Source organism: Glycomyces lechevalierae, from assembly GCF_027622945.1.
GTDB classification, from domain to species: Bacteria; Actinomycetota; Actinomycetes; order Mycobacteriales; family Micromonosporaceae; genus Glycomyces; species Glycomyces rutgersensis.
On the sequence record NZ_JAPZVQ010000004.1, the window covers coordinates 213,968 to 226,355 of the forward strand.

The 12,388-nt window shown below is 71.2% G+C and carries 9 protein-coding genes; 6 read left to right on the forward strand and 3 right to left on the reverse strand.

What is annotated here, in order from left to right; genetic code table 11:
- Positions 1-14: 14 nt before the first annotated feature.
- Complete coding sequence (locus O2L01_RS09845) at positions 15-467, reverse strand: GNAT family N-acetyltransferase (RefSeq protein WP_270121745.1); 453 nt, start codon at positions 465-467, stop codon at positions 15-17.
- 34 nt (positions 468-501) lie between these two features.
- Positions 502-1,308 carry a pyrroline-5-carboxylate reductase gene (gene proC / locus O2L01_RS09850; protein WP_270121746.1) on the reverse strand — a complete coding sequence of 269 codons (807 nt, stop codon included), beginning with the start codon at positions 1,306-1,308 and terminating at the stop codon, positions 502-504.
- Between the two features lie 167 nt (positions 1,309-1,475).
- On the opposite strand from proC, the gene O2L01_RS09855 reads away from it, so the two are divergent.
- From O2L01_RS09855 to O2L01_RS09880, 6 genes are all read left to right on the forward strand, one after another.
- Positions 1,476-2,882: a cytochrome ubiquinol oxidase subunit I gene (locus tag O2L01_RS09855; RefSeq protein ID WP_270121747.1), complete on the forward strand. Its 1,407-nt coding sequence runs from the start codon at positions 1,476-1,478 to the stop codon at positions 2,880-2,882.
- A gap of 29 nt (positions 2,883-2,911) precedes the next feature.
- Positions 2,912-3,910, forward strand: coding sequence for a cytochrome d ubiquinol oxidase subunit II (cydB, locus tag O2L01_RS09860; protein ID WP_270121748.1), 999 nt, complete (start codon positions 2,912-2,914; stop codon positions 3,908-3,910).
- A complete protein-coding gene (gene cydD, locus O2L01_RS09865; RefSeq protein WP_270121749.1) occupies positions 3,907-5,637 on the forward strand; it encodes a thiol reductant ABC exporter subunit CydD in 1,731 nt (576 codons plus the stop codon). The genes cydB and cydD overlap by 4 nt, the downstream gene beginning before the upstream one ends.
- On the forward strand, positions 5,637-7,343 hold the full coding sequence (cydC, locus tag O2L01_RS09870; protein WP_270121750.1) for a thiol reductant ABC exporter subunit CydC: 1,707 nt from the start codon (positions 5,637-5,639) through the stop codon (positions 7,341-7,343). Before cydD ends, cydC begins: the two co-directional genes overlap by 1 nt.
- 118 nt (positions 7,344-7,461) lie before the next feature.
- Positions 7,462-8,103: a 2'-5' RNA ligase family protein gene (locus O2L01_RS09875; protein WP_270121751.1), complete on the forward strand. Its 642-nt coding sequence runs from the start codon at positions 7,462-7,464 to the stop codon at positions 8,101-8,103.
- 325 nt (positions 8,104-8,428) lie between these two features.
- Positions 8,429-10,033 carry a stealth family protein gene (locus tag O2L01_RS09880; RefSeq protein ID WP_270121752.1) on the forward strand — a complete coding sequence of 535 codons (1,605 nt, stop codon included), beginning with the start codon at positions 8,429-8,431 and terminating at the stop codon, positions 10,031-10,033.
- 146 nt (positions 10,034-10,179) lie between these two features.
- On the opposite strand, the gene O2L01_RS09885 is transcribed toward O2L01_RS09880, so the two are convergent.
- Positions 10,180-12,219 (reverse strand): M3 family metallopeptidase, encoded by a 2,040-nt coding sequence (locus O2L01_RS09885; protein WP_270121753.1) that lies wholly within the window; start codon positions 12,217-12,219, stop codon positions 10,180-10,182.
- Positions 12,220-12,388 lie beyond the last annotated feature (169 nt).

Genomic DNA, 12,388 nt, shown 5'->3' on the forward strand with positions numbered 1-12,388 from the left:
CGACATGGACCGTTTCACGTTCGGAGGCGGCGCATCTCGATGTGCATGATGCCGTCCTCGTCGTACTCCTCGCCCGCTTCGGTGAAGCCGAAGCGGCGGTAGAAGCCCGCCGCGTAGGTCTGCGCGCCGAGGGTCACCTCTGCCTCCGGGCCGAGGAAGTCCATCGCCGCGCCGAAGACCTTGGCGCTCAAGCCGGTCCCGCGCGCCGAGAGCGCCGTGCAGACCCGGCCGATCTTCCAGGCGTCACCGGAAGTGCGGTCGCGCAGGACCCGCAGCGTCGCGACCGCCTCCGCAGGCGATTCGCCCTCGACCCAGAAGTGCACCGTCTCCGCGTCCAGGTCGTAGTCGTCCAGGTCCGGGTAGGCGCACTCCTGCTCGACGACGAACACCTCCTGCCGCAGCCGGGCGATCGCGAACACCGTCGCGCCGTCCAGTTCGGCGAACTTCCCCCGCTTGATGCCCGTCATCTACGCGCCTGTCCTTCCCGATCCGCTCCGCCGGCTACGCATATTCCTCCGCGATCTCCCGCGCCCGGTCCCGCGCGGCCTCGATCGCGTCGGTCACCGCCGACCGCGCCCGGTGGTTCTCCAACTGCCGCACCGCGCTGATCGTCGTCCCCGCCGGGGACTCGACGGCCTCGCGCAGGTCCACCGGCGACTGCCCGCTCTCGCGCAGCATCCGGGCCGCGCCGAGCGACGTCTGCGTCACCAGCTCCTTCGCGATCGCCCGCGGCAGTCCCATGAGGACGCCCGCCTCGGTCATCGCCTCGGCCAGGTAGTAGAAGTACGCCGGGCCCGAACCCGAGATCGCGGTGACCGCGTCCTGGTGCTTCTCGTCGACCACGAGCGTCCGCCCGAGCGGCGTGAACAACTCCTCGACGGCCGCCAGGTGCGTCTCGCTCGCGTGCGACCCGGGGGAGAGCACGGTCATCGCCTCGTCGACGAGCGCCGGCGTGTTCGGCATCGCCCGGATCACCGGGGTCTCGTCGGGCAGCCGCTTCTCGAAGAACGCCACCGGCAGTCCCGCGCAGATGCTCACGACGGGCGCGCCGCCCTCGAACGCCCCGGCCAGCTCCTCCAGGAGCGCCCCGGCGTCCTGCGGCTTCACCGCGACGACCACCACGTCCGCGTCCCGCACGGCCTCGGCGTTCGGCTCGACCCGGATCCCGTAGGCCTCGCGCAGCTCGGCGGCCCGCTCGGCGCTGCGCGCCGTCGCCACCACCGACTCGCCCGACCAGCCGGCCCGCAGCAGGCCCGACACGATCGCCTGCCCCATCTTCCCCGCACCAAGCACCGCGACTGTCCGCATCGCCACTCCCTCTCCGTTCGACGGCCTCGGCAATTGTCCCTCGCGACTCCATGAGTTGAAAATCAGCGGAACCCGAAAACCCGTGCACTCGCGCGTTTCATCCCCCGGGGCCCGGTCGAGCTGCCACGATAATCACACTCAGGCACTCAATGCGCGATTGGGGCGATATGGACGTTCTCGACTTGGCCCGGATGCAGTTCGGCGTCACGACCGTCTATCACTTCCTCTTCGTGCCCGTCACCATCGGCCTCTCGCTCCTCGTCGCGATCCTCCAGACCCTCTGGCGCACCACGCACAAGACCGCGTACCTGCGCGCGACCAAGTTCTGGGGCAAGCTCTTCCTCATCAACATCGCGATGGGCGTCGTCACCGGCATCGTGCAGGAGTTCCAGTTCGGCATGAACTGGTCGGCCTACTCGCGCTTCGTCGGCGACGTCTTCGGCGCGCCGCTCGCGTTCGAGGCGCTCGTCGCGTTCTTCCTCGAGTCCACGTTCATCGGCGTGTGGATCTTCGGCTGGGACCGCCTCAAGCCCGGCCTCCACCTCGCCTGCATCTGGCTCGTCGCCTTCGGCACCCTCGCCAGCGCCTACTTCATCCTCGCCGCGAACGCGTTCATGCAGAACCCGGTCGGCTACCAGCTCAACGAGACCGCCGGACGCGCCGAGCTCACCGACTTCGGCGCCGTCCTCACCAACCCGGTCGCGATGGCCGCGTTCCCGCACACGATCTTCGCCTCGTGGCTCACCGCCGGCACCATCGTCGTCGCCGTCTCCGGCTACCACTTCATGCACCGCCGCGACCTCGACGTACACCGGCCCGCGATGCGCCTGGGCATCCTGACGACCCTCGTGGGCGGGCTCGGCCTGGTCCTCTCGGGCGACTCGCTCGGGAAGGTCATGACCGCGACGCAGCCGATGAAGATGGCCGCCGCCGAAGCGCTCTACCAGACCACGTTCAACGCGCCGTTCTCCGTGCTCACCATCGGCTCGCTCGACGGCAGCCACGGCACACCGATCATCGAGATCCCGGGCCTGCTCTCGTTCCTCGCCACGGGCTCGTTCAACGGCGAGGTGCAGGGCATCAACGACCTCAACGCCCAGTACCAGGGCCTGTACGGGCCGGGGGACTACGCGCCGTACATCCCGCTCACCTACTGGTCGTTCCGGGCGATGATCGGGTTCGGGATGCTCGCGGTCGCGATGGCGGTCATCGTCTGGTGGTTCACCCGCCGCGGCCGCCTGCCCGAGCACCGCCTGTTCTGGCCGATCGCGATGTGGATGGCCGTGACGCCGTTCCTCGCCAACAGCGCGGGCTGGATCTTCACGGAGATGGGCCGCCAGCCGTGGGTCGTGTTCAGCCTCTACGAGACGAGCGAGGCGGTCTCGCCGCGCGTCGGCGCGCCCACCGTGGCGCTCTCGTTCATCGGCTTCACCCTCGTCTACCTGGTGCTCGCGGTGGTCGCGCTGCGGCTCTTCCTGAAGTTCGCCAAGGCGGGCCCGCCGAGCGAGGAGAACGCCATCGCGACCTCGAGCCCGTCGGACGACCCGGACAAGCCCATGGCCTTCGCCTACTGACGACCGGACACTGCTGAGGACGACACTGCATGGAACTGACGACGATCTGGTTCATAGCCATCGCGGTCCTGTTCACCGGGTACTTCATCCTGGAGGGCTTCGACTTCGGGGTGGGCATCCTGCTGCCGGTGCTGGGCCGCGAGGACCGCGAGCGGCGCGCCATGATCAACACGATCGGGCCGCTGTGGGACGGCAACGAGGTCTGGATCATCACCGCCGGCGGGGCCATGTTCGCGGCCTTCCCGCACTGGTACGCGAGCCTGTTCTCCGGGTTCTACCTGCTGCTCTTCGCGATCCTCGTGGGGCTCATCGTGCGCGGCGTCGCGTTCGAGTACCGCGGCAAGGGCGACACCGACCGGTGGCGGCGGAACTGGGATATCTGCATCGTCGCCGGTTCGGCGCTCCCGGCGTTCTTCTGGGGCGTCGTGGTCGCGAACCTCGTGCGCGGCGTGCCGCTCGACGCGAACTTCGACTACACGGGTTCGATCTGGGGCCTGCTCAACGGGTACGCGCTGCTCGGCGGCCTGACCACGCTGCTGCTCTTCGCGACCCACGGCGCGTACTTCCTGCACCTGCGCACCACCGGCGACCTCGCCGAGCGGGCCCGCGCGATCGGCATCAGGCTCGGCGCGGCCACGGCCGTGCCCGCGCTGGCGTTCCTGATCTGGACGCAGGCCGCGTACGGGAACGGGGCTTCCCTGGTGCTCATCATCCTCGCGGTGCTCGCGCTCGTCGCGGGCCTCGCGCTGGACTACACCGGCCGGAGCGGGTGGGCGTTCGCCGCGACCGCCTTGACGATCGCGCTGGCCTCCACCTCGCTGTTCTGCGCGCTGTGGCCGGACGTGCTGCCGTCCACGCCGGACGCCGCGAACAGCCTCACGCACGAGAACGCGGCCGCCACCGAGAAGACCCTCGGGATCATGACCTGGGCCGCGGTGGTGTTCCTGCCGGTGATCCTGCTGTACCAGGGCTGGACCTACTGGGTCTTCCGCAAGCGTGTCGTCGTAGAACGGATCCCTGTCGCATGACGCAGCTCGCTCCGCAACCGTCCAAGAGCGGCCTCGACCGCCGCCTGCTCCACCGCGCCCGCGGCGCGTCCGTCTTCATCGGCGTGTGCGCCGGGCTCGGGATCGTCCGCACCGCCTGTGTGGTCGCCGGGGCGTGGCTCACCGCGAGCCTCATCGCAGGCGCGTTCGCCGGCGGCCGCGGCCTCGATTCGCTGGCGCCGCAGCTGATGGCGCTCGCGGGCGTGCTCGCCGCCAGGGCGCTCCTCGCGTCCGTGCAGGAGGCGGCCGCGCACCGCGCGAGCGCGGGCGTCAAGTCCGGGCTGCGCCGCCAAGCCCTCGAACAGCTCATGCGCCTCCCTTCCGGGAAGCGCCACACCGGTGAGACCGCGGCGCTGCTGGTCCGCGGGATCGACGCGCTGGACGACTACTTCGCGCGGTACCTGCCGCAGCTCGTCCTCGCGGTGGTCGTGCCCGTCGGCGTCCTCGTGGTCATGCTCGTCGCCTACCCGCCCGCCGCACTCATCGTGCTGGTCACGCTGCCGCTGATCCCGCTGTTCGGCGTCCTCATCGGCCTCTACACGCGCACCCGCGCCGAACGCCAATGGGAGTCCACCTCCCATCTCGCGCACCACTTCGCGGACCTCGTGGCCGGGCTCCCGACCCTGAAGGCCTTCGGGCGCGCGTCGAAGCAGGTGGGGGCCATCGAGGTCACCACGGGCGCGTACCGGCGCCGCTCGATGTCGCTGCTGCGGGTCGCGTTCTGCTCGGCGCTCGTGCTCGAACTCGCCGCGAGCCTGTCCGTGGCGGTCGTCGCGGTCACCGTCGGGGTCGACCTCGTCAGTCCTCACAACAGCGGTGGCGGCATGTCCGGCGAGGCCGGGCTCCAGACCGCGCTGCTCGTCCTCATCCTCGCCCCCGAGGCGTACCTGCCGCTGCGCAACGCGGGCGCGCACTACCACGCCAGCGCCGAGGGCCTGGCCGCCGCCGAGCGGGTCTTCGCGATCCTCGCCGAGACCCCCGAGGACGCCGAGGACCGCCAAGCCGCCCCGGCCCCGGGGGAGCCCTCGAACCCGAACGCCGCCGCGATCACCGCGGCCCGCGTGATGCGCACGCCGCTCGGCCGCGCGCCCACGATCATGTTCCGCCGCACCGTGTTCGCCTACCCGGGCCGCCAGCCGCTCCCCGAGCTGAGCCTGACGGTCCCGGCCGGGCAGACCACCGTGCTCACCGCCCGCTCCGGGGCCGGGAAGTCGACGCTCATGGCGGCCCTCGTCGGCTTCCGGCGGCCCGTCTCCGGCTCGATCGCGTTCGACGACACCGAACTCGACGACCTCGACCTCGCCGCCGTGCGCCGCTCGATCGCGTGGCTCCCGCAGCGGCCCGTCCTCGTCGACGGCACGGTCGCCGAGAACGTCCGCCTCGCCGTCCCCGACGGCGCTTCGGATCCCGCGGTGGCCAAGGCGATCGCGGCCGCGCACGCGCCCGCCGCGACCCGCACCGTCGCCGCCGACGGCTCGGGCCTCTCCGCCGGTGAGGCCGCCCGCGTCGGTCTGGCGCGCTTCCTGCTCCGCGTCGACCTGCTCGACCCGCCGGTGCTCCTGCTCGACGAGCCGACCGCGCACCTCGACGGCGACACCGAGCAGGCCGTCCTCGACTCGTTCGCGCCCTACCGCGACCAGCGGACCGTCCTGATCGCCTCGCACCGCGCCGCGGTGCGCGCGATCGCCGACAGAGAGGTGGACTGGTGATGGGCCGTCCCATGGCGCAGCTCCGCAACACGATCGCCCTGAGGCTCGGCCTCGGCGCGACCCTCGGCGCCCTCGCCCAGCTGAGCGCCCTGGCGCTGCTGGCGGTCTCCGGGTACCTCATCTCGCGCGCCTGGGAGCAGCCGCCGATCCTGTACCTGATGGTCGCGATCACCTCAGTGCGGCTCTTCGGGATCAGCCGCGGCGTCCTCCGCTACCTCGAACGGCTCGTCTCGCACGACGCGGCCTTCCGCGGCCTCGAGCGCCTCCGGATCGCCGTGTGGCGCAAGCTCGTGCGGCTCGCGCCCGCCGGCGTCCCCGTGTGGCGCTCAGGCGACCTCCAGGCCCGCCTCATCGACGACGTGGACGGCGTGGGGGACCGGTGGCTGCGCGGCGCGCTGCCGCTCGCCTCCGCCGTCATCGTCTCCGTCTGCGCCACCGCCCTGCAGGCGACGCTCCTGCCCGCCGCCGGGGTCATCCTCGGCGCCTGCCTGCTCGCGGCCGCGCTCGTCGGCCCGGCTCTGGCGACCTGGTCGTCCCGGTACGCGGTGCGCGCCACCGCGTCCGCGCGCGGCGACCTCACCGAAGGCGTCCGCGCCTGCCTGCACGGCCGCGAAGAACTCGTCGCCGCCGGCACCGACGCCAAAGCGCTCGAACGGGTCCTGGAAGGCGACGACCGGCTCCGCCGCGCCCACGCCCGCATCGCCTGGACCGCCGGACTCGGCGAGGCCGCCGGGCTCCTCGCCCTCGCCGTCGCCGTCACCGGCGCGCTCGGGGCCGGCATCCCGGCCGTCGCCGCCGGGACCCTCGACGGGGTCCTGCTCGCCGTGATCGCGCTCGTCCCGCTCGCCGCGTTCGAACCCGTGCTCGCCCTGCCCGCCGCCGCGCAGCAGACCGCCGTCGCCAAGGCCTGCGGCCGCCGCCTCCTCGAGATCACCCAGGCCGAAGAGCCGCGCCCGGACCCCGTGGAGCCCATGGAGTTCGAGCCCAACCCGCTCGGCGGGCCGCCGTTCATCGAGATCAAACGGCTCTCCGTCACCTGGCCCGGCGCCGAGACCCCTGCGCTGCACGGATTCGACCTCACCGTCCAGCCCGGCGAGCGCGTCGCCGTCATGGGCCCGTCCGGCTCCGGCAAGTCCACGCTCGCCGCCGCCCTCATGGGCTTCCTGCCCTACGAGGGGAGCCTCCGCTTCGGCGGCGTCGAACTCGCCGAGTACGACGGCGACGACATCCGCCGCACCGTCGGCCTCTGCTCCCAGGACGCCCACGTCTTCGACACGACCCTCGCCGAGAACCTGCGGCTCGCCCGGCCCGGCGCCGCGGACGACGACCTCGCCCGGGCCCTGCGCTGGGCCGGCCTCCGCGACTGGCTCGAAGCCCTCCCCGAAGGCCTCGAGACCCGCCTCGGCGAGCACGGCCGCGCCGTCTCCGGCGGCGAACGCGGCCGCATCGCCCTCGCCCGCTGCCTCCTCGCCGACCGCGAGGTCCTCGTCCTCGACGAACCCGACGCGCACCTCGACGCCGCCACCGCCGAACGCGTCCTCCGCACGGCCGCCGCCGCGCTCGAAGGCAAGACCACCATCGTGATCACCCACCGGCCGCTGCCCGAGGGCGTCGTCGACCGCGTCGTGCACCTGCGCGCCCCGGTTCCGACTCCCCGACGTGACGCGCCGGACAACCGGCTTTTGGGCGTGGCTCCTCCTGGGTAGACTCCCCAGACGGTGATTCCAACGACCAGTGCCACCAAGGCCGACCGGTGGAACGACCGACGACGGCGCCCGCCCGGGCGCCCGTCACCCATGAATCACGCTAAGGCTTGATGCAGCAGTGAACACATCTGCACCCGCTACCGGACCCAAGGCCCCGAACTCGGGGCAGCGCTGGCCCGAGGGGTGGACCAAACTCCACGTGTACCTGACGGACCTCGACCAGGTCAAGGCCGTCGCGGAGTCCTACCGCGAGGTCATCGACCGGGCCGCTGGCGACCGGCACGTCCCGCTCGAATGGCTCCACGCCACCGTCGCCTCCGTCGAATGCGACGCCGCTTCGATCGACGACGCGACCCGCGAGAAGCTCATCCACCGACTCCGCGAGAAGACCGCCCAGGTCAAGGCCTTCCCGCTCACCATCGGCCCCGCGCTCGCCGCGACCGGCGCGATCATGCTCGACACCTTCCCCGACACCTCGTTCCGGCAGCTCGTGAACGCCTGCGTGGACGCCGTCAACGAGATCGTCGAAGGCGACTACGGCCGCCCCTGCGGTGGACCGGGCCACGTCTCCCTCTCCTACCGCTCGGCCGACGCCGACGCCCACCCGCGCCGCGGCGCCATCCAGAACAAGCTCCGCGACGTCCGCCCCGGTAGGACGGAGATCACGGTCAGTGGAGTGGATCTCGTCCGAGTCATCCAATCCGCCGACGCCTCCACCTACACCTGGGAGCACATCGCGCGAATCCCCTTGGGGGAGTAGGGAACTCAATCTGTGAACGGGCGCCGCCGCGAGCGGCGCCCGTTGCGGTTGACGTCTACGACGCGAATCTGACACGATGCTGTCACCGACCTGTGGCCTACTGTTGGTAGCAGTGTCAATGTCCGGCCACGTGACGTTCAGGCGTGGTCAGTGACGACTTGCCTGAATCCTGCCGGTCCCAGTCCCGGTCCACCCCGGAACGGCGAAAGCCGTGAGTGTCAGGAGGTGTCGATTGTTCGCAGACAATGACCGTCGCATCGCAACCCGAGCGGCCGAATGCTTGCCCCCACTGCATGAAGCGGTGGAACTCACCGAGCCCCGGCCGATGGAACCTCCCAAGGCCCGCACCGAGGTCACCGAGCCCTACGGCTACTTCTCCGACCTCACCGCCGCGCACCTCCTCCACGAGGGCGAGATCCGCCCGGCCTACACGCTCGCCGAACCCACGCCGCTCGAAGTCTGGCGCCGCAACCTCGAGATCATCACCGCGATCCTCACCGCCGCCGGCGTCGACTCCTTCGCCGTGCCCGGCTTCAGCCTCACCCGGCCCGTGCTCGCCGTCAGCGCCGCCGACCGCCAGCGCGTCCTCACCGCCCTCGCCATGCTCTGCGACTCCACCGGCGGGCGCCTCGCCACGCCCGAACCCGCGTTCCGCGAGTCCGAGCTCGGCCTCAACCGCCCCCAGTGGGCCCGCCGCGCCGACATGGGCGACGTGCCGATGGTCCGCGCCTCCTGGCTCTGGACCGACGCCGCCCGCGAACTCCTCTTCGGCGCCGACTACGGCTGCGACGTCGAGTTCTGGAACCCGACCGGCGACGGGCACCTCTTGGCGCCCAGGCACAACCGCATCAGTCCCGTCGTCCGCGACGACGGCGCCCGGGTCACCGCCCCCGGGCGCCTCTTCACGGCGCTGGCGGCCGGTCCGCGCGCGGGGCTGCCGCGCGTGGCGACCCGGCCGGAGTTCTCGCGGCCCGGGCTCGACCTGGTGGACTTCCCGATCGACGTGGTCTACACGTGGGTGGACGGCGCCGACCACTCGTGGCTGCGCCGCCGTGCCGAGGCCGACCAGTCGCCGTACCACGCGGAGTCGGCGAACGCGGCCCGCTTCCACGACCGCGAGGAGCTGCGGTTCTCGTTGCGCTCCTTGCACTTGAACGCGCCGTGGGTGCGGCATGTCTACTTGGTGACCGACCGGCAGCGCCCGCACTGGCTCGACGCGGACGCCCCGGGGATCACCGTGGTCGACCACCGGGACCTGTTCGACGACCCGGACTGCCTGCCCACGTTCAACTCCCACGCGATCGAGACGCAGCTCCACCGCATCGAGGGGTTGTCCGAGCACTTCCTGTACTTCAACGACGACATGTTCGTCGGCAAGCCGGTCGATCCGCGTTTGTTCTTCGAGCCCAGCGGGATCGCGCGGTTCTTCCCGGCGCAGACGTTCATCGGGATGGACCCGGTCAGCACGGCCGACTCGCCGCCGAACGCGGCCTTCAAGAACGACCGGGCGCTGCTCGAGCGGGCCTTCGGGCGGACCATCTCGCGGATGATGAAGCACGTGCCGTACCCGTTGCAGCGCAGCGTGCTCGCCGAGGTCGAGAAGGAGTTCGCCGAGGACCTGGCGCGCACGGCCCAGAGCGCGTTCCGGAACGTCACGGACGTCTCGACGGTGACCCTGCAGCACTACTACGCGTTCTTCACCGGCCGCGCGGTGCTCGGCGAGGCCCAGGACGCGTATGTGGAGCTCGGTATGCCGGACGTGCACGAGCGGCTGGAGCTGCTGCTGGAGCGGCGCGACCGGGACACGTTCTGCATCAACGACGCCGGCCTGCCCGAGGACCTGGCGGACGAGCGCTCGGACCTGATGCGGCGCTTCCTGGAGTCGTACTTCCCGGTGCCGTCGCCTTGGGAGAAGTCCTTGGCGCTGTAGGGGAGTGAGAGCTCCTCGCGAACGCTGCGCGTCGGACCCCTTGCGTAATGTTGAAACTGGGGGGGTCCCCAGCGCGGACATTTCGCTTACGTCGGATATGCGAAGAGGGCCCGGAGCGAACGCTCCGGGCCCTCAACGCATTCGGCCTACTTCAAGCCGCGCCGTTCCAGCAGCGGGTCGATCTCGGCGTCGCGTCCGCGGAAGCGGCGGAAGGACTCCATGGGGTCGATCGAGCCGCCCTTGCTGAGCAGGGTGGCGCGGAAGTGGTCGCCGTTCTCGCGGGTGAGGCCGCCATGCTCCTTGAACCACTCGACCGTGTCGGCGTCCAGGATCTCCGACCAGATGTAGGAGTAGTACCCGGCGGCGTAGCCGATCGAGATGTGCGCGAAGTAGCCCGAGCGGTAGCGCGGGGCGATCTCGGGCATGTAGATCCCGGCGTCCTCGAGGGCCTTGCGCTCGAAGGCCTCCACGGCCGCGAACGCGTCGTCGCCGCCGTCCGGGACCTCCTCGGGGGTGAGGCGGTGCCAGGCCTGATCGAGCAGGGCCGCGCCCAGGTACTCGGTGGAGGCGAAGCCCTCGCCGAACTTCCCGGCGGCCTTCCACTGCGCGATCAGCCCGGCCGGGGCGGCCTCGCCGGTCTCGAAGTGCCGCATGTAGTTCGCGGTGACCTCGGGCCAGTCCTCCCACATCTCGTTGACCTGCGACGGGTACTCGACGAAGTCGCGCGGGGTCGAGGTCATCGAGGTCTTCGGGTAGCGGCAGGCCGAGAGCAGGCCGTGGAGGGCGTGCCCGAACTCGTGGAAGAGGGTCGTCACGTTGTCCACGGTGACCAGCGCCGGCTGCCCCTCGGAGGGCTTGACGATGTTGAGGTTGTTGACGACCACGGGCTTGTCGCCGGTGAGGTCGGACTGGACGACGAGCGGGTTCATCCACGCGCCGCCCTTCTTCGAGTCGCGGGTGAAGAAGTCGCCCACGAACAGGCCCAAGGGCTCTCGGCCGTCGAAGACCTCCCAGACGCGCGCCTCGGGGTGGTACCCGGCGAGGTCCTTGCGCTCTTCGAAGGTGAGGCCGAACTCCTGTTCGGCGGCGTAGAAGACGCCGTCGACGAGCACGCGGTCGAGTTCGAGGTAGGGCTTGAGCGCTTCGGCGTCGAAGCCGTACTTGGCCTGGCGCACCTGCTTGGCGTAGTACGACCAGTCCCAGGCGGCCAGTGCGAAGCCGCCGCCGTCGGCGTCGATGACGGCCTGCAGCTCGGCGGCTTCGCGGCGGGCGTTGCGCACCGAGGCCTCGGCGAGGCCGGCCAGGCGCTCGGCGATGATGCCGGCGTTCCCGGCGGTCTGGTCGGCGGCGATGTACGCGGCGAAGTGCTCGTAGCCGAGCAGCTGCGCCTTCTCGGCGCGCAGGCGCACCATGCGCAGCAGCGTCTCGGCGTTCCCGGCCCCGCGCCCGATGGTGGCCTTGTACAGGCGCTCGCGCAGGCCGCGGTCCTTCAGGTCTTCGAGGAGCGGGTGGCGCGAGAAGTTCGACTGCGTGATGAGCCAGCCGTCGAGGCCGCGCTCCTTGGCGGCGGCCGCGGCGGCCCCGATCTGGTCCTCGCCGAGGCCGTCGAGCTCGGCGCGGTCGGTGACGTGCACGGCCGCGTCGTTGATGTCCGCGAGGATCTGCTGGTTGAACTTGGAGGCGAGCTCCGCCAGCTCGGTGTTGATCGCCGAGAGCCGCGCCTTCCCGTCCTCGTCGAGCGCGGCGCCGCCGCGCACGAACTCGGTCCGGTACCGCTCGAGGAGCCGCTCGTCCTGCTCGTCCAGCTCCAGCTTCTCGCGCTGCTCCCAGACGGCCTCGATGCGCTCGTACAGGGCCGCGTTGAGGAGGATCTTGTCCGCGTGCGCGGCGAGCCTGGGGCTGATCTCGGACTCGATCGCGTTCAGGTCGTCGTCGGTGTCCGAGGAGAGCTTGTTGAAGAACACGAGGCTCACGCGCTTGAGCGTGCCGAGCCCGGACCGCTCCAGGGCCACCACGGTGTTCTCGAACGTCGGCTCGGCCGGGTCCGCGGCGATGGCCTCGACGGCCTGCAGCTGCTCGGCCATGCCGGCCTCGAACGCGGGCAGGTAGTGCCCGGTCTCGACCGCCGCGAACGGCGGGAGCTGGTAGGGGAGGTCAGAGGGGGACAGGAACGGGTTCTCGGTCACGAAGGCTCCTCGCTGCGGTGGACCGGCGGCGGCGCACGGCGGCCCAAGGCGGGCGCGCCGGCGGTGCCGCCGACGGTAGTGCCGAACAGTGGCGGTGGCCGAATCCTATTCCGGGCACTTGCCGTCCGGCAAGTGCGATACGGGGTGCGGCGGAGCCGGCGAAATGGAG